The organism is Streptomyces gobiensis (assembly GCF_021216675.1).
GTDB lineage: Bacteria > Actinomycetota > Actinomycetes > Streptomycetales > Streptomycetaceae > Streptomyces > Streptomyces gobiensis.
This window is the reverse complement of record NZ_CP086120.1, coordinates 5,243,290-5,263,860: the sequence shown is the minus strand read 5'-3', so window position 1 is coordinate 5,263,860 and position 20,571 is coordinate 5,243,290. Positions and strand designations below refer to the sequence as shown.

The following is a 20,571-nucleotide window of genomic DNA, read 5'->3' as shown; positions in this document are numbered from 1 at the left end:
CTCGCTTAGCCTGAGCCCTGATTCCAGTACGCCGTCATCTACCGCACAGCAGGGGGGCGTTGATGAGTCGGTTGCGCGTTTCCATGGACATCGGGGGCACCTTCACCGATGTCGTGGCCTACGACGAGCAGACCGGTCGCTATAGCGCGGACAAGGCGTCGACCACGCCTGATGATCTCACCGAAGGGGTGATCTCGGCGCTTGGGGCGGTGGTCGACTCACCTCGTGACATCGGATTCCTGGTGCACGGCACCACTCAGGGGCTGAACGCGTTTCTGCAACGGCGCGGTGTCCGGGTGCTGTTGCTGGCCACCGACGGGGCCGCCGATACGTATCACATCGCCCGCGGTCCACGTACCCGCCTTTATGATCTGCACTACCGCAAGCCCGAGCCCCTGCTGCCGCTGCGCGATATCGTCCGGGTGCGCGGCCGGCTCGACTCCGCGGGTGTGGAGACGGAGCCGCTGGATGAAGCGGCGGTCCGTGCGGCGGCGCGCCGGTTCCAGGAGGAGGACTTCGCCGCGATCGCCGTCGCCTATCTCTTCAGCCACGCGAATCCGGCGCATGAGGTACGGACGCGGGAAATCCTGCTGGAAGAGCTCGGACCCGAGGTCACGATCTCGCTCTCGCATGAGGCGGCCAATGAGTGGCGAGAGTACGAACGTACCTCCTCCGCCGTGGTCGAGGCGTATATCGGACCGGTGATCCGCCGCTATCTCTCCGGGCTCACCGGCACCCTCGCCGCCCGGGACGTCGCTGTCCCGCTGCATGTCATGCAGTCCTCCGGCGGGATCATCACCGCGGAGTCAGCACGCCGCCGCCCGTTACAGACACTGCTGTCGGGCCCGGTCGGCGGCACCATGGGGGGCGTCGCGCTCGCCGAGCTGCTCAACCGGCCCAACCTCATCTGTATGGACATGGGCGGCACTTCCTTCGATGTCTCACTGGTCGTGGACGGTCAGCCCGATGTCTCCTCGGAGGCACGGCTGGAGGGCCTGCCTCTGCTGATGAGCGTGGTCAACATCCATACCATCGGTGCCGGCGGCGGCTCCATCGCCTGGGCGGAGGCCGGCGGCCTCCGGGTGGGGCCACAGTCGGCCGGCGCCAGCCCCGGTCCTGCCTGCTACGGCCGGGGCGGCAGCCGCCCCACCGTGACCGACGCCAATCTGGTCCTCGGACGGATTGACCACAAGGGCTTCGCCAGCGGCCAGCTGGCCCTGCACACCGGCCAGGCAGAGCACGCCATCGCCGGAATCGGGCGTGAGCTGGGTCTGGACACCCTGGCCATGGCCGAGGGCATCTGCGATGTCGCCAACGCCAAGATGGCGCAGGCCATCCGCACCATCACGGTCTCCCGGGGCATTGAGCCACGGGAGTTCACGCTGGTGGCCTTCGGCGGCGCGGGTCCGATGCACAGCGTTTTCCTCGCCCGTGAGCTGGGCATCTCCGAGGTCGTCGTGCCGCGCTTTCCCGGGGCGTTCTCCGCGTGGGGCATGCTGGAGACCGAAATCCGCAAGGATTTCGCCGAGCCTTACTTCCGGCTGGACGCCGATCTCGATGGCGAGGACATGGCCCGGCGGCTCAGGGCCTCAGCCGAGCAGGGGCTGCGCTCACTGGACAGCGAGGGTGTGCCACCGGCCAGCCGCCGTACCGAGGCCTACGCCGATATCCGGTACGCGGCCCAGGAGTACACCCTGACCGTCCCGGTAACCGACGCGGCGGAGCCACGGTCGCCGGACTTTGTGGAGATCATCGCCAAGCGCTTCGCCCAGCTGCACGAAAGCCGCTACGGGCACGCCAATCTCGGCGCTCCCATTGAGTTCGTCACGCTGCGCACCACCGCGTTCGGTGATCTCGGCCGCGCCCCGGCGGAGACGGTACCGGCCGCGCCGGATTCGGTGTTCCCGTACCAGCTGCGGCCCGTGGTCTTTGGCGGCGAGCGGCACGACACCCGCTTCGTGTCCCGGGACGATCTCTGCCAGGGCCATGAATTCGCCGGTCCCACGGTTGTCCTTGAGCCCACGGCCACCACCGTGGTGCCGCCGGGCTACGGCGTCTCCATGGATTCCTTCGGTTCTCTTGTCGTGCGCGAGGAGGGGCAGTGACGATCCCGCAGACGGTTGACCCCGTCACCGTGGAAATCATCCGGAACGCGGTCGCCTCGGCGGCCGACGATATGAACGCCACGCTGATGCGGTCGGCGTATACGCCCATCATCTATGAGTGCGGTGACTGTGTGGTGGCCCTGCTCGATGACGAGCACCAAGTCCTGGGCCAGTCCGCGGGGTTGCCGATCTTTCTGGGCAATCTGGAGAGCTGCACCAAGGCCACCGAGGAACGCTATGGGCGCGAGATCTGGCAGCCGGGCGATGTGTGGATTCTCAACGACAGCTATCTGGGCGGCACCCACCTCAACGATGTGACGATCTTCGGTCCGGTCTTCGCCGACGGTGAGCTGGCGGGCTTCACCGCCACCCGGGCGCATTGGATCGATGTCGGCTCCAAGGACCCCGGCGGGTCGATGGACTCCGTGAACATCTTCCAGGAGGGCCTGCGCATGGGCCCGCAGAAGCTCGTCGAGGGGGGCCAGGATGTCGCTGGCGTGATAGACACGATCGCCACCAACGTCCGCTTCCCCTACCCCACCACCGGCGATATGAATGCCATGATCGCCACGATCAAGATGGGGCAGGTCAGGCTGGAGGAGATCGTCCGCCGGTTCGGTCTGGACACCGTACGTGCGGCTCGTGATGAGATCTTCCGGCAGACGGAGCGGCTGGAACGGGAGGTCATCGGGGCCATACCGGACGGGGTGTACAGCGCGGAAGGCTTTCTGGACAACGATGGCATCGATCTGGGCACGCCCATCCCGGTCAGGCTGCGGATCACGGTATCCGGTGATGACATCGAGTTCGACATCACCGAGTCAGCCGACCAGACGGCCGGGCCGGTCAACTGCGGTGTCGCACAGGCGATCTCCGCCTGCCGGGTCGGCTACAAGCTGCTGGTGAGCCCGGACATCCCCGGCAATGGCGGCTCCTTCCGGCCGTTGACGGTCCGGGTGCGTGAGGGCTCGGTGTTCGGGGCGCAGCCACCGGCGGCCTGTCAGTGGTACTTCTCCCATCTGGGGCTGCTGATCGACTTGGTGGCCAAGGCGCTGGCTCCGGCCCTGCCGGACAAGGTGGCGGCGGCGAGTCATGGCGATTCCATGGTGGTGATGTTCGCCGGGACCGATCCACGCACGGGCCGTGAGTACGTCAGCCTGGAGGCCACCCTGGGCGGCTGGGGTGCCTGGCGGGGATCGGACGGCCAGGACGCGCTGATCAACAATGTGAACGGCTCGCTGAAGGACATCCCGATCGAGGTGGTCGAGGCCCGTTTCCCGTTCCGTGTCACCCACTACGGAATCCGCCCGGACTCGGGCGGTGCGGGGCAGTGGCGCGGCGGCAATGGTGTCATCCGTGAGTATGAGGCCCTGCACGACTGCACGGTCTCGCTCTGGTTTGAGCGCTCGGTGACCCCGGCGTGGGGTCTGTCCGGCGGCCATGACGCGACACCTCCCGAGGTGGTGATCAATCCGGGCCGCCCCGACGAACGGCGCATGCTCAAGTGCAACGGTCTGCCGCTGCGGGCCGGCGATGTGGTGCGCTGTATGTCCGGCGGAGGCGGCGGATACGGCGAACCAGAACGGCGCGACCCCGCGTCCGTACGGACCGATGTGCACGATGGCCATATCTCCGCCCGACGGGCGGAGACCGTGCACGGTATCGAGGTGACCCCCCTCTCCTGATCCGGCTGTCGGTTCGGCTGCTCAGCCCTGCTGTTGACGCCGCCGGGTGCTGAGCAGGGCATGGCAGGCCACATGGAGGGCGAGCCGCTGCTCGGGCGCGTTCAGGTCGACACCGCAGGCCCGGATGCGTTCGATCCTGCCGAGCATGGTGTTGCGGTGGACACCGAGCCGGGCAGCGGCCTGACCGGTGGAACCGGCGCAGTCCAGCAGGGCGGTCAGCGTGGTGAGGAGAACGTCGGCCTTGGGATCCGCGAGAAGACCGGCGAGCAGGACGCGTGACGCCTCCGCGATCTCGGCGACCGGCAGCGAGGCGAGGACCGCCCGCGGTCCCAGCTCGGCGTACCGCTCGATCGCCCCGCCACCCTGCCGGCTGGCCACCGCCGCGGCCAGCTCCGCCTCGGTCACTGACTGCCGAAGTCCCGCCATGCCCTCCCCCGGCTGGCCAATACCCGCGGTCAGCGGGATGGGGATCCGGGTGGACGTCAGCCGCCGGCGGACCTGGTGGGCGACCTCCGCGGGGTCCGCCGGGGCAGCGGTGAACCAGGTCACCCAGCCGTGCTTCACGGGGACGAGCGGCGCGGCGGAAAGGCTCTCGCGCCAACCGGCGATCACGCCGGGGCCGGCCGCTTCGAGGTCGCAGGTCTCCTGCTCCGCAGGGCGCAGACACACCGCGACATGGCATCCGTCGATGGGCCAGCCCGCCTCACGTGCGATCTGCTCGGGCCCGGGAGCCGCGCTCACCGGCGGATGCGGTCCGGCGTTGTTCTCCGTACGCTCGGACCGCTTGCCCCACAGCAGCGTCTCCAGCAGCAGCCGGTCCCTGCTCGCCTGGTGCGAGAGGGACAGCCGCAGCCCCGCGCTGGACGCGGCCAGTGGGGCCCGCGCCAGCCGCAGGATGGTCTGCACCGTTTCCGCCCAGGAGGGCGAGGGAGCGGTGAGCTGAGCCACCAGGGTGGCCCAGGGGCGGCCATCGGGCCCGGGCACGGAAACCTGGAGCCGGTGTGCGTCCGCATCAGCGCGGCCGACCGCCGACCGCCCGGCGAGAACGTACCCGTCCTTCGTCATCAAGGCGGCCAGGACTCCCGGTACCTCGTTGTTGATCACGCCGACGATGTCCCGGAGGCTGAATCGCTCGCCGAAGAGAATGGCGCAGCGGGCGATCAGCCTGGAGCGGGCAGCCTCCGTATCGGCGATCGCCACCGCCAGCTCCAGTGCCTGCTGGGCGGGGTCCGCCACGACCAGCAGCGGCATCCGCAGCCGCTCGGCGAGTTGTGTGGTGGAGCCGGTGACCGCCGTCCCGGCCGGCGCCACCACACAGGAGGCGTTACGTTCCCAGGCGAATCGCAGCGCCGCCTCCAACGCCCACACCCCGTGCGCCGCGGCCGGATGCACTACCAGGACGGTCTCGGGTTTGCACTGCCGTGCCTGGTCCAGATCGGAGACCAGGCTCACCCCGGTCACCTGCCGGCCGAGGTGGCTGGCGGCATAGGATCGCGCTCCGCTCAGCGGACCGAAACGCACCAGCTCGGCCACGGTCAACGGCCCTGACTGGTGGGCACGGTTCATCTGTTGCCTTCCTCGTTCGGGTGGCGCACGGGGAAGCCGAACGCCCGTGGACCGGCCAGTTCGAGCCCGGCGGCGCTGTGCCACATCGGCGCTGCCGGGACCACAAGGACATCGACATGGTCGCCGACCGCTATCCCCTCCAGGCCGACCGGGTGCAGCTTCTGCCGGTCGAGCAGGCAGAGAACGTCCGGCACGGCGGCGGCGACAGCGCCGTCGATCAATGCCAGCAGGATCTCGTTCTGTGCCTCCAGCCGGACGACAGGGCCGCCCCCGGCGGGCTCGGCCACCACAATGCTGGTCGGGACGGAAGGATACTGACGCGCACCGACCGAAGGGCTGGGCAGGTCAAGGGCGATCACCTGGCCGCTGGCCAGCACCCGCGCCCCCACGGTGCGGGACAGCCCGGCGAGCAGCGCGGCGTGCCGGGTCTCCGTGGTCAGCAGCTCACCCACCCGCATGATGCGGCTGGTGGATCCTTTGATGGCTGCTTCGCTCAGCTGACCGGCGGTCGCCGGGTACATCGCGCAGGTCATAAAGCCGCCGGACGCGTCCACAATGCCGCGCAGCAGCAGATCGGCACGCGCCGAGCGGGTTTCCAGGACGACCGTGTCACCGGTCTGGCTGACCCCGGCCAGTGGTGTGGTGGACAGGCCGGCCAGCGCGTACGTGGTCTGATGGATCAGCGGGAAGATGCGGCCCATGCCGTCGCAGTCGACGAGGGGCAGCCCGAGCGCGGCCGCCGCGGCGATGGGGAGCAGCGCGTTCGGCCCCGCTGAGTTCAGCGCTACCACGGCATCCAGACGGTTGCCGGTCCGGTCCTCCAGGGCCCGTACGGCCAACGCGAACTCATCGCCACCCGGGGGCAGTTCGAGGACCGACGCATACCCGCCGACTCCCCCCACCGCGGCGCACATGGCGTCAGCGGGCAGGTCGTCCAGGTGCACCAGAGGCACGGGCCCGCACCGTTCCAGCAAGTCGGCGACGCATACCGTGACCCCGTCCAGTCCGCCGGCCGCGCCGCGCCCCGAGCACAGCAGCTGATTGCCCGCCACGATCGCGGGCAGGTCACTGGCCGAGATGAGGTGCGTCGGCTTGACGGCTGGGCGGGAGGCTTCGCCGGTCACCGTGCGGGTCCCGGCTCGGTGCGGCTGCCCGCTCGGACCTGCAGCCGGTAGATCCGCAGATATCCCACGGCGGTCGCGGCTGATCTGACGATGTACTCACTGCCGGGACCGGCGCCATGGGCCGCGACGAGGGCGAGTGCCCGCTGTTCGGCCTCCGTCTGTATCCGTTCCAGGCTCCCCTGGGTGTCGAGGGGGACCAGCAGATCCAGCCAGGCGCTGGGCTCGGTGCAGGCGGCGCCGACCGCGGCGATGTCGGCGTTCGGCCGTACCAGCAGCGGGTCGGAGTCGGTGGCGTGGCGGAACTGGTCGGCCGTTTCGGACCCGTCCTCATCCAGTACGGCGACCACATCGGCCGTATGGCGGCTGTGTGCGGCGAGCAGTGGGGCAGCGGATACGGCCGGTGTGGGAGAAACGGTGAGCACGGGCTGCGGCGGTGCCATCCGTACCCCGCTGTTCCCGGACAGATCGGCCTCCACATGGGGCAGACCGTCTCGCACCTGCCCCATCGTGATCGTTGAGGCGCTGGTCAGCACGACGAGCGCATCGGTGGTCTCGGAGAGCCTGGCCGCTCCGATCAGGGCGGCCGCCGGGGTGGCGGACAGACCGACGATGGGCAGCCAGCACAGCCGCTTACCCGATACCCGGCCGCCGTCGCCGGTGGCGAACCAGCAGGACGGCTTGCCGGCGAGCGTCCCGGTGGCATGCTCGCATCCGGCGATGATGCCTTCGGCCACATCGAGCAGTGCCGCGTTGACGGCTGTTGTCGCCTCCCGCTCCAGCAGTCCGAGCCCACCGGTCTCATGGGACAAGCACAGCCGTACGTGGGGGAAACGCTCCAGCAGTTCGGCGGCGACGGCTACCTCGTGATCCGGGCAGGCCGCGGCGCCGGTGGCGGTGATGGCCAGGGTGGTCAGCCCGGCGGCCTCGGCGGCCTCGGCGCACCGTCTGGCGGCGTCGAGGTCGAGCTCGCATAACTCGGTGCCGAACAGGTCATGCCCTCCCGGGACCGTGCCGCGCCAGCCGATCAGCGACCGGACCAGCGCCGAGGGATGGCCGCCGCCGTCCGGGGCGCTCGGCGCCCTGGGCACCACCCGTATCGCGGCCACCGGTTGTGCGCGCAGCGCCGCCCCCGCCGCCGGGGCGAGTGTCTCCTCCAGCATCGCGGAGATATCCCATGTCACCGAGGTGACCGGGGATGGCGCGGTGGCGGCCAGATCGCGGAGCAGGGTCGTCAGTGGCTCGGTCCAGTCAGCGGTGAGCGGCACCGAAGCCGCGGTGCGGGCAGAATCGTTGTCGACCAGCGCGCCGTATGCCCCGGAGGAGCCCAGTCGGACCCCGATACGCATGCGGCCTCCTTGTGTTGGTTCACGATGTCCAGCGACGGCACAGGTCATCCGGTGATTCCCGCGGACCGGACGGCAGGGGGTTCAAGCCGCCCAACTCCCTGGAACGTCCCTGCCGTCGCAACGAGCGGACAGTGCACAGTACGTCGTACAGGCCGGCGCCGTCGGTCAGCATCTCCCGGGTGTCGTGCGGGAGAAGCCAGAACCGTCCGGGGCATGGCCGGTAGGCGAGGTTGCTGCCGTCCGCGGCGCTGCACCGCATGGTGCGCGGTCGGCAGAGGGTCGCCGTCGGCGGCCACCGCCAGGGGCCCACACCGGGCGCGATCGGGATCTGTACCAACTCGTGGATGAGACAGACCAGGACCCCGCCGACCTGCTGACCGTTATGGCGCATGTACCGCAGGGAGTCCATACCGCTGAGGCGGGGTGCCTGCACCACGCTCCCTGTGTACCGGCCGAGATCCGAAGGGGGTTCATCGGTGTAGTGGACGAGCCAGGGCAGTTCAGCCGCATAGATCATAGGTAACTCCCCCTTCCAAGTCACCTCGCACGGGTGTATGTTGACCGCTCAACAATGTTCCGCATGGCTTCCCCCCTCCAGCGGAATACACAGCGAGCTGACTCAACGCGGCCAGTCAGCCCCCGAGTTGTGGATACACATGGTCAGGTCCGGGTGGACGCTAGTTGGACACCCGTCTCCCGCCATGGGCCTCACGCACAAGCCGCGCCGCTACGGCTGTGCCGAAGGCACACTTGGCACTCCCGCCGCTTTGGCGCTCATGCCATCGCCGCAGGACGTGCGGGATCCGGCACGGGCCGTACGGAAAGAGAAGACACCTCAACCTTCCGTGACCACCAACTCGGACAAGTGCGTTTTCACGTCAGCTTTTTCACCCCGAGGGACACCACCCATCCAGGGCCAACCATAAGATCTGCGGTCATGATGGTTGGCAGTTGAAAAATCTCCCGTAGCCACCGGGTGCGATGGCACTGGGAAGCAAGATCACGTCCGTTTAAGTTTGCACTTCTTTACGGTCAATGTCCGATTCGCGGCCAACCCGCCAGTCGGCCCTTCCGGCGCCCCCGAACCGCCCAGTAGACATGTACCTCGCACGGGCTCGCCGGTCCTCCGGCGAGCCCGTCAGCCATTCATGCCCTGAGGAGGTTCAACATGTCAGGTATCACCCGTCGCCAGGCGTTATACGGCGGCACCGCGGCGCTTATCGGTGCCGCGCTCACCGCCCCCGCGGCCGGCGCGGCGAGCACGCGTTCCGGGCCCACGCCCTTCAGTGAGGTCTACAACGGCCGTCAGATACAGGGCCGGTCCACACCTGGCGCCAACCACCATCACCACGGTGGGCCGGACTACACGGTCTTCATCGATGGTAAAGAACTACACATCATGCAGAACGCCGACGGCAGCTGGGTCAGCGTCATCAATCACTACGAACTCCACAGCTCACCCCGCGCCCTGGCCCGAGCCGCGGTGAACGATCTGCAAGGTGCCGAACTCTCCCCGCTCCCGTAGCCCCCACGTCACCCCGGCTTCGCTCCGGCTTCACCCCGGCTTCATGGACAAGGAAAGGAAACAATTACACGTGTCCGTCCGCAAGAACCAAGCGCATCTCACGGCGAACGAGAAGCGGGAGTTCGTCAACGCGCTACTGGAGCTCAAGCGCAGTGGCCGCTATGACGCATTCGTCAGCACACACAACGGTTTCATCATGAACGATACCGACCACGGCGACCGCGTCGCTCATCGGTCACCGTCATTCCTCCCCTGGCACCGCAAGTTCCTCCTTGAGTTTGAGAGAGAACTCCAGCGGGTCAACTCCTCAGTCACCATCCCCTACTGGGACTGGACCGCTGACCGCAGTCCCGACTCTTCCCTGTGGGCCGACGATTTCCTCGGCCCCACCGGGCGCAGCACCGATGGCCAGGTCATGACCGGCCCCTTCGCCTACCAAACCGGAAACTGGCCCATCAGCATCGGCATGGACCGCCGCCCCTACCTCCGCCGCTCACTCGGCTCCCGAGGGGTGCAGCTGCCCACCCGGGCCGAGGTGAACTCCGTGCTCGCGATGGCGACCTACGATATGCCGCCCTGGAACAGCGGCTCCGATGGATTCCGTAACCACCTGGAAGGGTGGCGAGGAGTGGACCTGCACAACCGGGTCCATGTCTGGGTCGGTGGCCATATGGCCACCGGCGCCTCCCCCAACGACCCCGTCTTCTGGCTGCACCACTGCTTCATCGACAAGCTGTGGGACGAATGGCAGCGCGCACACCCGGACTCCGGTTACCTTCCCGCCACAGGAACCGCCAACGTCGTCGGCCTCCATGACCCCATGCGGCCCTGGAACGACACCACGCCCGCCGACATGCTCGACCACACCCCGCACTACACCTACGACACCGCCTAGCCCCTGGGCCGCCCGCTCAGCCGCGCAGGCGTGGGGCGATGGAGGCGGCCGGAGGGGGTTCGTGGCCGGTGTGGAGGCTACCGGCCAGGGTTTGGGCCCAGGTTCGCAGGCCGGTGATATCGATGCCGTGGGGCGGGTTGCCGGCGTAAGGCCCAATGGTGTCCGCGCCGCGGCGCAGGAGTGCCGCGGCGCCCGTGGTGTTGGCGCGGGCGGCGTGGGTGACCCCCACGGCGAGCTGGGCCAGGCCCCGCCACAGCTCGCGCTCGTGCTCGGGGCCGGACTTCCACGCGTCCTCCAGCACCTCGTGCGCGTGGAAGGGCATACCGGCGTCGAGCAGCCGCTGGGCTTCGGTCAGTGTCTCCTCGGGGGAACGCCGCACCCCCTCGGGCTGGCGCGGGGCGCCCACCGCGTCATAGGGCAGCGGCCTGCCCAGGCCATCTCGCGGGCGGGCGCTGCGGGCGCGGCCCTCCTCATCACGGTCCCGGTCACTCACATCCCGAGTGTCCCACGGAAGGTTCTCCCCTCGCCGTGGCCGCCCTGCGGGCTGCCGTGTGCTGGGGGAGGATGAGGCCATGCTGCTGGCTGACCTCGCCCGGACCTCACGGGAGATCGCGGCGACCTCCGCACGCTCTGCGAAGGTCACCCTGCTCGCCCAGCTGTTCCGTACGGCGGAGCCCGCCGAGGCCCCGGTGGCCGTCACCTATCTGGCGGGCCGGCTGCCGCAGCGGCGGACCGGCGTCGGCTGGCGGACCCTCATGGAGCACCCGCCGCCAGCGGCCGCGCCCCGGCTCACCGTCGCAGACGTGGACGCCGCGCTGGGGCGGATCGCGGCCGTATCCGGCAAGGGCTCGCAGACGGAACGCAAGCGGCTGCTGCATACGCTGATGTCCGCCGCTACGGAGGAGGAACAGCTCTTCCTCATCCGGCTGATCGGCGGTGAGCTGCGGCAGGGCGCGCTCGACGCTCTCGCCGTCGAGGGACTGTCAGCGGCGGTCGGCGCGGATCCCGTGGACGTCCGCCGGGCGGTCATGCTGGGCGGCTCGCTGGGCACGGTGGCACAGGCGCTGCTCGCCCGCGGCCCAGCCGCGCTCGCCGACTTCCGGCTCACGGTGGGCCGCCCCGTGCTGCCGATGCTCGCGCAGACCGCGAAGGACGTGGACGAGGCGCTGGACAGGCTCGGCCCGTGCGCGGTCGAGGAGAAGTTGGACGGCATCCGGGTGCAGGTGCACCGGGACGGCGAGAGCGTACGGGTCTATACCCGCACCCTCGATGAGATCACCGACCGGCTTCCCGAAGTCGTGGCCGCGGCCCATGGGCTGGCCGCCCGGCAGGCCGTTCTGGACGGGGAGGTGATCGCACTCGACCAGGACGAGCGGCCACGGCCCTTCCAGGAGGTCTCGGGGCGGGTCGGATCACGGCTGGATGTGCTGGGGGCGCGGGAGTCCCTGCCGCTCTCCCCGGTCTTCTTTGATCTGTTGGCGGTGGACGGGCGCGACCTCCTCGATCTGCCCGTGGGGCAACGCCACGAGGAGCTCGCCCGCGTGGTCCCCGCGCCCCAGCGGGTACGGCGACTGGTGGTCACTGATCCAGGGGACGGGAAGTGCCGGGACGCGGCACGGGAGTTCACCGGTCAGGTGCTGGCGCGTGGGCATGAGGGCGTGGTGTGCAAGGCGCTGGACTCCCGCTACAGCGCGGGGCGACGCGGGGCGTCCTGGCTGAAGGTGAAGCCCGTACACACCCTCGATCTGGTGGTGCTGGCCGCCGAGTGGGGACATGGGCGGCGCACCGGGAAGCTGTCGAATCTGCATCTGGGGGCGCGGCGCCCGGACGGTTCCTTCGCCATGCTCGGCAAGACCTTCAAGGGCCTCACGGACGCCCTGCTGACGTGGCAGACCGAGCGGTTGCGGAACATCGCGGTCAGCAGCGCGGCCTGGGGGGTGACGGTGCGGCCGGAGCTGGTGGTGGAGGTGGCCTTCGACGGGGTGCAGCAGTCCTCCCGCTATCCGGCGGGTGTGACGCTGCGCTTCGCCCGTGTGGTGCGTTACCGCCAGGACAAGACGGCGGACCAGGCGGACACGGTCGAGACCGTGGTAGCACTGCGCGGCCAGCGGACACCCCTCAGCGGCTGAGTTCCTCCAGGGCGGCCCGCAGCCGGGCTGCGACCTCCGCCGCGTGGGCGTCATCGGCGTAGCGGGTACGTGGCCAGAAGAAGCCGCGCAGCCCGTCCTTGCGATTGCGCGGCACCACATGGACATGAAAGTGCGGTACGGACTGGCTGACCCGGTTGTTCGTGGCGACGAACGAACCGGCGGCCGCCATGCCGCGCTCCACGGCGGCCGTGATCCGCTGTACCCGGGAGAAGAACGGCCCCACATCGGATGCCGGGAGATCGGTCAGCGTCTCGATGTGCCGCCGTGGCACGACCAGCAGATGGCCGGGGAACAGCGGCCGGGCATCCAGGAACGCCACGGCCGTGTCGTCCTCGAAGACCCGGTGGCTCGCACACTCACCGGCGGCAATCGCGCAGAAGTTGCACTCCATGGCTCCAGTCAAGAGCACGGTGGGGGCGTGCGGTGGCGGGTGCGTACGGGCGGACGCATGATGTTGGCCGGAGGTGCCCGAGATGAGGTACGAGATGCGCGCCGAGTACGGGCCGGCCGGGCGGTCCGAGGAGAGCCCGGAACCGGCCGCCCTCGGCCCGGTGAAGGTCTGGCACATGGTCCGCGAAGGTGAGACCGCCGCGCTGTGCGGCCGGGACCTGAGCGCACAGGCCGCCACCCAGTCGGCGGAGGCCTGGGGAGCCACCACGGAGCCCTTCTGCCACACCTGCGGTGCGCTGTACCTCCGCGAGGTCCCGTAAGAGCTCGTCGCCTCAACGGCGTCGCTGCGATGCTCACCTGGCCGTATCCCCTGGGCTGGGGGAGTGATCGCGGTCGGCCGGTCGAGGCCGAGCCCTCGCGTCGCGGGTGCCGGCGCCACCCCTTCCCCTCATCCTTGCCATCGACTCACCTACACAATGAGGAGTGATCGTTCATGGCCGTATGCGAGGTGTGCAGCAACGACTACGAGATGGCCTTCGAAGTGCACGCCGCAGGCGCCGTCCACGTCTTCGACAGTCTTGAGTGCGCTGCCCAGAGGATCGCGCCTATCTGCGAGAACTGTGAGTGCCGCATCCTGGGCCATGGCGTGCAGTCGGATGGGCAGTTTTACTGCTGTGCCCACTGCGCGCGGGTACAGGGGCACCCCCAGCTGGTCGACCACGCCTGACCGGCGGACGGCCACACGGCGGGCTTGATACGCTCACCGGGAGCCGTGACTGGCGCGAGGGAAATGGGATTGACCATTGGGGAGCGGCTCCATCGCCTGTGATGTACTGCCGCGCGCCTGGGCCACCGGACGTCAACCCTGGAGGTTTCCGTGGCCGCTGGTTCTGAGCCGTCTCAGCCGTATACACCCGAGTCGACCGCCTTCCGCAGTGCGCTGGAGGTGATCCGGGGCGTCGAGCCCCGGGTCGCCGACGCGATCGGCGCCGAGATCGAGGACCAGCGTGCCTCGCTCAAGCTGATCGCCAGTGAGAACTACGCCTCCCCGGCCGTACTGCTGGCCATGGGCAACTGGTTCAGCGACAAGTACGCCGAGGGCACCGTCGGCCGCCGCTTCTACGCTGGTTGCCGCAATGTCGACACCGTCGAGGCGCTGGCCGCCGAGCACGCCCGGGAGCTCTTCGGCGCCCCGCACGCGTATGTACAGCCGCACTCCGGCATCGACGCCAACCTCGTCGCCTTCTGGGCCGTGCTCGCCCAGCGTGTGGAGAGCCCGGCGCTGGAGCGCGCCCAGGCCAGGCACATCAACGATCTCAGCGAGGAGGACTGGGCCCAGCTCCGTCGCGCCCTGGGCGACCAGCGCATGCTGGGGATGTCCCTGGACGCGGGCGGCCATCTCACCCATGGCTTCCGCCCCAATATCTCCGGCAAGATGTTCGAGCAGCGCAGCTACGGTACGCACCCGGCGACCGGTCTGCTCGACTATGACGCCGTACGCGCCGCCGCCCATGAGTTCCGGCCGCTCATCCTCATCGCCGGATACTCCGCCTACCCCCGGCTGGTGAACTTCCGGATCATGCGGGAGATCGCCGATGAGGTGGGTGCGACGCTGATGGTTGATATGGCGCACTTCGCCGGGCTCGTCGCGGGCAAGGTCTTCACCGGTGACTTCGATCCCGTTCCCCACGCCCAGATCACCACGACCACCACCCATAAGTCGCTGCGCGGTCCGCGCGGCGGCATGGTGCTGTGCGACAGTTCGCTGGCCGAGTACGTGGACAAGGGGTGCCCGATGGTCCTTGGCGGGCCACTGCCCCATGTGATGGCGGCGAAGGCGGTGGCGTTCGCGGAAGCCCGGCAGCCGCAGTTCCAGGACTACGCCCAGCGCATCGTGGACAACGCCCAGGCACTCGCCGAGGGCCTGAAGCGGCGTGGCGCCACGCTGGTCACCGATGGCACCGACAACCATCTGGTGCTCATCGACGTCTCGGGCTACGGCCTCACCGGCCGCCAGGCCGAGTCCGCCCTGCTCGACTCCGGCATTGTCACCAACCGCAACGCCATCCCCCAGGACCCCAACGGTGCCTGGTACACCTCCGGCATCCGCATCGGCACCCCGGCCCTGACCACACGCGGCCTTGGCACCGCCGAGATGGACGAGGTCGCTGATCTGATCGATACGGTCCTGGCCCGTACCACCCCGGGCACCACCGCCAGCGGTAAGCCGTCCAAGGCCCAGCACACGCTGGCCGGCGGCGTCGCGGCACAGGTCTCCGAACGCGCCGCCGAGCTGCTGGCGAAGCACCCGCTCTACCCGGGCATCGATCTGAGCTGAACGCCCCGTATCACCCGCTTCATATCGACTCTGGGGCCCCACCGGATGCACCCTGGAAGAAGCACCTGGGAGGTGAGTGCCATGGAAACAGTCGTTGGGTGGCACATCGAGATGGAGTTCCTCGAGGACGGCGACAAGACCCGGGCGGCTTGCCTGCTCCGCCTGCAGGACGGTACCGAGCTGAGGGCCCATGGGCGCGCCGACCGATACCCGGAAGACCCAGCTCAGCAGCGGGTCGGTGAGGAGATCGCGGCGGCCAGGGCGCTCAACGATCTCTCCCACCAGTTGCTCGCCAAGGCGGGTCATGAGATCGAAGAGGTGACGCACCAGCCCGCACACCTTGTCCGGTAACCGGGAAGCCCGGTCCGGGCCCGGGGCGACGCACCATCGCCCCGGGCCCGCAGAATCACGCCCGGGAATCACGCCCGGGAATCATGCCCCTCCTAGAGTGTCGGCATGGACGTGAGCGAGACGGCCTCCCCCGGGGGGTTCTTCACCCTGCGCACTCAGGCGCCCGTCACCACTGGGGCGGTACCACTCGCGCGGGTCTACGCGGGGGACACCGGGCCGCTGTGGGCCCGTATCGAGGAGGTGGCCGCCCGGCTGAACAGCGTGGAGACCCGGGTCGCTGCCTCGATCGCCTTTCTGGGGCTGGCCTCCCGGCTGTGGTCGATCGCCCTCGCCCCGACGGTGCTGCGCGGCTGGACGCCCGATCTCTCCCCCGAACGTCTCCACTGGGATCCGGCCCGTACCGCCCCCGATGATCTGTGGCTTCCCGAGCCACGGCCGTTGCCCGTCGCCGCCGAACCGGCGGAGCGGATACGGGATGTGGTGCACGGCCGGCATCTCGTTCCGCTGATCGCGGCCACCCGGCAGGTGGCCCCGGTCTCCGAACGGTTGCTGTGGGGCAACGCCGCCTCCGCGCTCGGCGGTGCGCTGGGCCAGCTGTACCGCTGGTGCCATCAGCACGGTCAGCGGTCCGCCGCCGGGCAGGCACAGCGGATCACCAGCGCACTGCTGGCCCACCCCGATCTGCGCACCACCGGCACCCTCACCGGGACCCGCTTCCGGCGGCACACCTGCTGCCTGTACTACCGGGTCCCCGGCGGCGGCCTGTGCGGTGACTGCGTCTTCACCCGGGCACCGCGCCGTCGCACCCCCGGGCCCCCATCGTCGTAACCGGGACCAGCAGCGCGAAGTGGCTCACGCGACCGCCGACCAGGCCGCCGCGATCTGTGCGGCGAGCCGCACATTGCCCCGCACCGCAGCGAGGTTGGCCGCCAGCGAGGCCCCATCGGTATGGCTGGCCAGATACTCCAGCAGAAACGGGGTCACGGCCTGTCCGGTGATCCGCTCCCGGGCGCAGGCGGCGAGTGCTTCGGTCAGCACCCGGTCGTGCAGCCGGGGGTCCAGCTCCTCCGCCGCCGCCACCGGGTTGGCCACGATCAGTGCGGAGTCCGGCCCGCCGAGGGTGTCCTGGGCCCGCATCGCGGCGGCCACCTCGCGGGGTTCCCGCACCGTCCAGTCCACCGGCTCGCCCGAGGAGCGCAGATAGAAGCCGGGGAAGGAGTCGGTGCGGAAACCGAGCACCCCGACCCCCAGCGTCTCCAGCCGCTGCAGTGTCGCGGGTACGTCGAGTACGGACTTCACCCCGGCACACACCACGGTGATCCTGGTGCGGCCCAGCAGCCGCAGATCCGCTGACTCGTCCTGCACCTCGGCCCACCCCCGGTGCACCCCACCGAGACCGCCCGTGGCGAAGGTCCGGATTCCGGCTCTCGCCGCCAGCATGGCCGTCGCGGAGACGGTGGTGGCCCCGCTCGCGCCCAGCGCCAGTGCCGGGGCCAGATCACGGTGCCCCAGTTTGCGGATCCCCTCCTCGCCCGCTACCCGCTCCAGCTGCCTCTGGTCCAGGCCGATATGGGCCCACCCGTCCAGTACCGCGACGGTCGCCGGGACGGCGCCCTCGGCACGTACGATCTCCTCCAGCTCCCGCGCCACATCCAGGTTCCGTGGCCTGGGCAGGCCATGGGCGATGATCGTCGATTCCAGCGCCACCACTGGGCGCCGCTGGGCCACAGCCGCCCGCACCTCGCCTGCCAGCACCACTGCCATGCCCGGCCTCCCTTGCGTACGAACGGTTCTGCCCACCTCAGGCGTACCGTCTTCAGTATGTGCCGAAGCATCAAGACGCTCCGTCCGCCGTATGCCGACTCGGTGACCGAGGAGGACATACGCGCGGCGGCGCTGCAGTACGTCAGAAAGGTGTCCGGTTTCCGCCAGCCCGCACCGGCCAACGCCGCCGCCTTTGACCGGGCGGTCGAGCAGATCACCGCCACTACCGAGGAGCTGTTGCGCTCGCTCACCGTGCGGGGGACGCGCCACCAGGTGCGATCGCAGGCCACTCGCCCACCCCATGAAGAAACTCACCCAGAGTAACCACTCCTGGTAGACCGGCATTTGCGCTGTCTTGCCTGCTCAAAGCGGCTAAATGAACGGAATAAGTCAGCCAATCTTCCCGCGAGGTGGAGTTAAACCGCTACTCTGGGTATCCACATAGTGGGGCGGAAAACACACACTGGGAGGCGCCGTATGAGTAGCTGGCCGCGCCACGCGGGCAACACAGCGCCAGGTGAACACCTTGAGCAACTGCTCGCCTGTGCGCGCAACCCCTTTGAGATCAGCGACACACTGGCGACACGGCTCGCCACGGCCGTCAGTTGCGACGTGCAGTTGCGCTCCTGGAGGCAGCACAACACCCCGCCGCCTCCCACGCGTTGCCGCACATACCGGCACACCTTCATGCTGAGTGACAGCACCGGCCTGGTCCTGTGGGAGCTGCAGCACGACACCGAGGCCGATGGACAGCTCGTCCATGAGATCTACGCGGACGTCGCGACGCTACGGGCAGCGGAGCGCCATGTGCACACACGCATGGGCGACGCGCCGGATGACCCCTTCGGCAGCGTGATCGCCTCCAACGTGGTCAAGCTCTCCGCCGACCTCCTCACCGAGATGGAGGTGGAGATTCCTGGTCAGCGGTCCTTCAGCGAGCAGGACTCCCCCGACCACGCCCGTCGGCTGCTGCGTCGCGCGCGCAACCCCGACCGGCCGGGTGATGAGATGCTGCGACTGCTGTCCACTGCCCGCCGGCACCACATCACCCGGGTGGCCCGGCCGCTCAGCAACTCTGAGCACCGGTCGTTCTGCTCGGTGTATGAGCATGCCTTCCTGCTCGATGACGGTCGCGAAGTCAGCCTCTTCGAGCTGGAGCACGACTTCACGCCGGACGGGCAGCTCGTCTGCGAGGTCTATCCCTATGAGGCGGCTGCCGACAGAGCCGCTGAACGGCACGCCCTCGCCCATGGCCCGGGCAGACACCGCAGCCAATAAGCCCGAATCGGTTGCCGGAGCGGGTTTCCCGCCTCTACGTTTGGTCCGCTTGCCAACTCCCGCGTCCGGGAGCCCGGTTGCCGGAGCACCGACGCCGCGAAGGTATGGGGGAGGAACGCCGATGGCCACGCGTGGACGCCACCGCCGCCATAAGCCCAGCGCTGTTTCCCGCGCCTCACTCACCGTTACCGCGAGCGGGGCCGGCCTGGCCCTGCCGTTCGTCGGTGTGAGTCACGCGCAGGCCGCTCCCGTGGACACCTGGGACAAGGTCGCCAGCTGCGAGAGCAACAACAAGTGGCACATCAATACCGGCAATGGCTTCTACGGCGGACTGCAGTTCAAGCAGTCCACCTGGCAGGCCTTCGGTGGCAGCGCCTACGCCCCCCGTGCCGATCTGGCCACCAGGGACCAGCAGATCACCATCGCCGAGAAGGTCCTCAAGGGGCAGGGCCCCGGTGCCTGGCCCGTCTGCTCGGTCAGAGCCGGGCTCAGCCGGAACGTGGCGCCGCCGCGCACGGACCGGTCCAAGCCGAAGCAGCCCGCACCGCAGCGGAAACAACCCGCGCAGGAGCACAAGCGGAGCAGTGGCCCGTATGAGGTCGTCCGCGGAGACAGCCTGTTCTCCATCGCCCGGGCGCATGGCGTCAGCGGTGGCTGGCAGGCGCTCTATGAGCGCAACCGCAGGACCATCGGCGGCGATCCGGACCTGATCCACCCCGGCCAGCGGCTGCTGCTGAGCGGCCCACGGGCCGGTACCGACAAGCCCAAGCCGCCCAAGCAGCCCAAGTCCCAGCAGCACAGGTCCCAGCAGCCGGAGCCGGAGCGCGCACAGCCCCAGCAGGCCGCCACGGCCGGCTTCACGGCACCGGTCGGCGGCTCGCCCGGCACCGCCTACCGGGCCACCGGCAGCGGCTGGGCCGCCGGTTACCACACCGGTGTCGACTTCCCCGTGCCGACCGGGACCTCGGTCAGAGCCATCACGGGCGGCGAGGTCGTCTCGGCCGGCTGGGCGGAATCGTATGGCTACCAGGTGGTTGTCCGGCACAACGACGGCAAGTACAGCCAGTACGCCCATCTGTCCGCGATTTCGGTACGTTCCGGCCAGCGGGTGAACGCGGGCCAGGCCATCGGCCGTTCGGGCAGCACAGGCAACACCACCGGGCCGCACCTGCACCTTGAGGTCCGTACCGGGCCTGGCTACGGCTCGGACATCAACCCGCTCGCGTATCTGCGGCAGAACGGGGTCACCATCTGAGCGCACGGTATGGGCAGTACCGCTACGGCGGTTCCTCCATCTCTGCCTCCTCGTCCTCTTCCTCCACCCCCGTCAGGTCGAGTTCTGGAAACTCATCGTCCGCGATATGGACAGCCGTCTCTTCGGCCGGAAGGCCCTGAGCGGGGCTCTCCTGCGAGAAGATGTCCTGGTTGGCGGGACGCTCCGGCAGCGGCTCATCGCTGAGCTGACCCGCTTCCTCGGTGAGCGGCCCCTCGGCTTCCTCCGTGGGCGGCTCCTCCGGGACCGGCTCGCTCACCTCGCGCTCTTCGCTCTCCGCCGCGCTCCTCCCGGCGGGTTCCTCCTCCTCTTCCCCCTCGGGTTCCTCCTCGGCCAACCGCTCATCCAGCGGCGCGCCCTCGACCTGCTCGCTGAAGGTGGTGCCGAACTTGTCCGCGGCCACCGGCTCATCGCCAGGCACCGGCATCCGCTGCGGGTCGGAGGCCCGTTCTGCCTCGGGTGAGCCATTCTGCAGATCCGGGATTCCCTCTTCCTCCGGGCGCGCTCCGGGGTCGTGTTCATCAGTCATGACTGGCCTCCCTACGGACATTCAGCCGTGTGGTCCGCTGCCGCCCGTGGTTCCGGCGCCGGTTCCAGCGGCCACGCCCCTCGCCCTGGCCGCTCGGCGTCCGCACCGACCGCTTCGTTCACCCGGTCCACGCCGATGCCGCCGGTGAGGTCGAGGACCGTCTCCACCGGTTCCTCGGCTTGGCTTGCATACCGTTCTCCTTCCGGGTGGCCTTCGCGGTACCCGTGGTGCCGCACCGGAAACACCCGCCGA

At 69.3% G+C, this 20,571-nt stretch carries 22 protein-coding genes and 1 riboswitch; of the genes, 13 read left to right on the top strand and 9 right to left on the bottom strand.

Going from position 1 to position 20,571, the window contains the following annotated elements; translation table 11 throughout:
• The first annotated feature begins 62 nt into the window (after positions 1-62).
• A complete protein-coding gene (locus tag test1122_RS24470) occupies positions 63-2,105 on the top strand; it encodes a hydantoinase/oxoprolinase family protein (protein WP_232271332.1) in 2,043 nt (680 codons plus the stop codon).
• The gene (locus tag test1122_RS24465; protein ID WP_232271331.1) at positions 2,102-3,790 is read left to right on the top strand and encodes a hydantoinase B/oxoprolinase family protein; all 1,689 of its coding nucleotides are present in this window, start codon (positions 2,102-2,104) and stop codon (positions 3,788-3,790) included. The genes test1122_RS24470 and test1122_RS24465 overlap by 4 nt, the downstream gene beginning before the upstream one ends.
• Before the next feature lie 21 nt (positions 3,791-3,811).
• Here test1122_RS24465 and test1122_RS24460 read toward each other — a convergent pair whose 3' ends face one another.
• From test1122_RS24460 to test1122_RS24445, 4 genes are read right to left on the bottom strand one after another with little or no spacing between them, the layout of a single operon-like run.
• Complete coding sequence (locus tag test1122_RS24460; RefSeq protein ID WP_232271330.1) at positions 3,812-5,356, bottom strand: PucR family transcriptional regulator; 1,545 nt, start codon at positions 5,354-5,356, stop codon at positions 3,812-3,814.
• Positions 5,353-6,480 carry a DUF917 domain-containing protein gene (locus test1122_RS24455; protein WP_232271329.1) on the bottom strand — a complete coding sequence of 376 codons (1,128 nt, stop codon included), beginning with the start codon at positions 6,478-6,480 and terminating at the stop codon, positions 5,353-5,355. Before test1122_RS24455 ends, test1122_RS24460 begins: the two co-directional genes overlap by 4 nt.
• On the bottom strand, positions 6,477-7,826 hold the full coding sequence (locus tag test1122_RS24450) for a hydantoinase/oxoprolinase family protein (protein WP_232271328.1): 1,350 nt from the start codon (positions 7,824-7,826) through the stop codon (positions 6,477-6,479). Before test1122_RS24450 ends, test1122_RS24455 begins: the two co-directional genes overlap by 4 nt.
• Before the next feature lie 19 nt (positions 7,827-7,845).
• Positions 7,846-8,343, bottom strand: coding sequence for a hypothetical protein (locus tag test1122_RS24445; protein ID WP_232271327.1), 498 nt, complete (start codon positions 8,341-8,343; stop codon positions 7,846-7,848).
• A 651-nt stretch (positions 8,344-8,994) separates the two neighbouring features.
• On the opposite strand from test1122_RS24445, the gene melC1 reads away from it, so the two are divergent.
• Entirely contained in the window at positions 8,995-9,351 is a 357-nt protein-coding gene (melC1, locus tag test1122_RS24440; protein WP_232271326.1) for an apotyrosinase chaperone MelC1, read from the top strand.
• A 70-nt stretch (positions 9,352-9,421) separates the two neighbouring features.
• Complete coding sequence (melC2, locus tag test1122_RS24435) at positions 9,422-10,246, top strand: tyrosinase MelC2 (RefSeq protein ID WP_232271325.1); 825 nt, start codon at positions 9,422-9,424, stop codon at positions 10,244-10,246.
• 16 nt (positions 10,247-10,262) lie between these two features.
• Here the strand turns inward: melC2 and test1122_RS24430 are convergent, their stop codons facing one another.
• Positions 10,263-10,739 (bottom strand): DUF309 domain-containing protein, encoded by a 477-nt coding sequence (locus test1122_RS24430; RefSeq protein WP_232271324.1) that lies wholly within the window; start codon positions 10,737-10,739, stop codon positions 10,263-10,265.
• A gap of 79 nt (positions 10,740-10,818) precedes the next feature.
• Between test1122_RS24430 and test1122_RS24425 the strand changes: the two genes are divergently transcribed.
• On the top strand, positions 10,819-12,375 hold the full coding sequence (locus tag test1122_RS24425) for an ATP-dependent DNA ligase (protein WP_232271323.1): 1,557 nt from the start codon (positions 10,819-10,821) through the stop codon (positions 12,373-12,375).
• Here the strand turns inward: test1122_RS24425 and test1122_RS24420 are convergent.
• Complete coding sequence (locus test1122_RS24420) at positions 12,365-12,787, bottom strand: HIT family protein (RefSeq protein WP_232272062.1); 423 nt, start codon at positions 12,785-12,787, stop codon at positions 12,365-12,367. The two genes, test1122_RS24425 and test1122_RS24420, sit on opposite strands and share 11 nt — an antisense overlap.
• Positions 12,788-12,869: 82 nt before the next feature.
• Between test1122_RS24420 and test1122_RS24415 the strand changes: the two genes are divergently transcribed.
• From test1122_RS24415 to test1122_RS24395, 5 genes are all read left to right on the top strand, one after another.
• Positions 12,870-13,106 carry a hypothetical protein gene (locus test1122_RS24415; protein WP_232271322.1) on the top strand — a complete coding sequence of 79 codons (237 nt, stop codon included), beginning with the start codon at positions 12,870-12,872 and terminating at the stop codon, positions 13,104-13,106.
• 173 nt (positions 13,107-13,279) lie between these two features.
• Entirely contained in the window at positions 13,280-13,513 is a 234-nt protein-coding gene (locus tag test1122_RS24410) for a hypothetical protein (protein WP_232271321.1), read from the top strand.
• 35 nt (positions 13,514-13,548) lie between these two features.
• Positions 13,549-13,643: riboswitch (ZMP/ZTP riboswitch) on the top strand.
• 20 nt (positions 13,644-13,663) lie between these two features.
• Positions 13,664-15,124 (top strand): glycine hydroxymethyltransferase, encoded by a 1,461-nt coding sequence (locus test1122_RS24405; protein ID WP_232271320.1) that lies wholly within the window; start codon positions 13,664-13,666, stop codon positions 15,122-15,124.
• A gap of 81 nt (positions 15,125-15,205) precedes the next feature.
• The gene (locus test1122_RS24400; protein WP_232271319.1) at positions 15,206-15,475 is read left to right on the top strand and encodes a DUF1876 domain-containing protein; all 270 of its coding nucleotides are present in this window, start codon (positions 15,206-15,208) and stop codon (positions 15,473-15,475) included.
• A gap of 105 nt (positions 15,476-15,580) precedes the next feature.
• Positions 15,581-16,303 (top strand): (2Fe-2S)-binding protein, encoded by a 723-nt coding sequence (locus tag test1122_RS24395; RefSeq protein ID WP_232271318.1) that lies wholly within the window; start codon positions 15,581-15,583, stop codon positions 16,301-16,303.
• A 24-nt stretch (positions 16,304-16,327) separates the two neighbouring features.
• Here the strand turns inward: test1122_RS24395 and test1122_RS24390 are convergent, their stop codons facing one another.
• Complete coding sequence (locus tag test1122_RS24390) at positions 16,328-17,239, bottom strand: pseudouridine-5'-phosphate glycosidase (RefSeq protein ID WP_232271317.1); 912 nt, start codon at positions 17,237-17,239, stop codon at positions 16,328-16,330.
• Between the two features lie 57 nt (positions 17,240-17,296).
• Here test1122_RS24390 and test1122_RS24385 point away from each other — a divergent pair, with 57 nt between their 5' ends.
• The 3 genes from test1122_RS24385 (at position 17,297) to test1122_RS24375 (ending at position 19,772) form a co-directional block, all read left to right on the top strand.
• Positions 17,297-17,563 (top strand): DUF2277 domain-containing protein, encoded by a 267-nt coding sequence (locus test1122_RS24385; RefSeq protein WP_232271316.1) that lies wholly within the window; start codon positions 17,297-17,299, stop codon positions 17,561-17,563.
• 153 nt (positions 17,564-17,716) lie between these two features.
• Positions 17,717-18,517, top strand: a complete 801-nt coding sequence (locus test1122_RS24380) for a DUF6227 family protein (protein WP_232271315.1) — start codon at positions 17,717-17,719, stop codon at positions 18,515-18,517.
• 121 nt (positions 18,518-18,638) lie between these two features.
• Positions 18,639-19,772: a transglycosylase family protein gene (locus test1122_RS24375; RefSeq protein ID WP_232271314.1), complete on the top strand. Its 1,134-nt coding sequence runs from the start codon at positions 18,639-18,641 to the stop codon at positions 19,770-19,772.
• A gap of 22 nt (positions 19,773-19,794) precedes the next feature.
• Here test1122_RS24375 and test1122_RS24370 read toward each other — a convergent pair whose 3' ends face one another.
• Both test1122_RS24370 and test1122_RS24365 read right to left on the bottom strand, forming a co-directional pair.
• Positions 19,795-20,319 (bottom strand): hypothetical protein, encoded by a 525-nt coding sequence (locus test1122_RS24370; RefSeq protein WP_232271313.1) that lies wholly within the window; start codon positions 20,317-20,319, stop codon positions 19,795-19,797.
• 11 nt (positions 20,320-20,330) lie between these two features.
• Entirely contained in the window at positions 20,331-20,486 is a 156-nt protein-coding gene (locus test1122_RS24365) for a hypothetical protein (RefSeq protein ID WP_232271312.1), read from the bottom strand.
• Positions 20,487-20,571 lie beyond the last annotated feature (85 nt).

Bases quoted from the DNA above. Each gene is read 5' to 3' on its own strand.
- test1122_RS24470 (WP_232271332.1), top strand. From the start codon at position 63: ATGAGTCGGTTGCGCGTTTCCATGGACATCGGGGGCACCTTCACCGAT.
- test1122_RS24460 (WP_232271330.1), bottom strand. From the start codon at position 5,356: ATGAACCGTGCCCACCAGTCAGGGCCGTTGACCGTGGCCGAGCTGGTG.
- test1122_RS24450 (WP_232271328.1), bottom strand. From the start codon at position 7,826: ATGCGTATCGGGGTCCGACTGGGCTCCTCCGGGGCATACGGCGCGCTG.
- test1122_RS24445 (WP_232271327.1), bottom strand. From the start codon at position 8,343: ATGATCTATGCGGCTGAACTGCCCTGGCTCGTCCACTACACCGATGAA.
- melC1 (WP_232271326.1), top strand. From the start codon at position 8,995: ATGTCAGGTATCACCCGTCGCCAGGCGTTATACGGCGGCACCGCGGCG.
- test1122_RS24425 (WP_232271323.1), top strand. From the start codon at position 10,819: ATGCTGCTGGCTGACCTCGCCCGGACCTCACGGGAGATCGCGGCGACC.
- test1122_RS24420 (WP_232272062.1), bottom strand. From the start codon at position 12,787: ATGGAGTGCAACTTCTGCGCGATTGCCGCCGGTGAGTGTGCGAGCCAC.
- test1122_RS24415 (WP_232271322.1), top strand. From the start codon at position 12,870: ATGAGGTACGAGATGCGCGCCGAGTACGGGCCGGCCGGGCGGTCCGAG.
- test1122_RS24410 (WP_232271321.1), top strand. From the start codon at position 13,280: ATGGCCGTATGCGAGGTGTGCAGCAACGACTACGAGATGGCCTTCGAA.
- test1122_RS24400 (WP_232271319.1), top strand. From the start codon at position 15,206: ATGGAAACAGTCGTTGGGTGGCACATCGAGATGGAGTTCCTCGAGGAC.
- test1122_RS24395 (WP_232271318.1), top strand. From the start codon at position 15,581: ATGGACGTGAGCGAGACGGCCTCCCCCGGGGGGTTCTTCACCCTGCGC.
- test1122_RS24390 (WP_232271317.1), bottom strand. From the start codon at position 17,239: ATGGCAGTGGTGCTGGCAGGCGAGGTGCGGGCGGCTGTGGCCCAGCGG.
- test1122_RS24385 (WP_232271316.1), top strand. From the start codon at position 17,297: ATGTGCCGAAGCATCAAGACGCTCCGTCCGCCGTATGCCGACTCGGTG.
- test1122_RS24380 (WP_232271315.1), top strand. From the start codon at position 17,717: ATGAGTAGCTGGCCGCGCCACGCGGGCAACACAGCGCCAGGTGAACAC.
- test1122_RS24375 (WP_232271314.1), top strand. From the start codon at position 18,639: ATGGCCACGCGTGGACGCCACCGCCGCCATAAGCCCAGCGCTGTTTCC.
- test1122_RS24370 (WP_232271313.1), bottom strand. From the start codon at position 20,319: ATGACTGATGAACACGACCCCGGAGCGCGCCCGGAGGAAGAGGGAATC.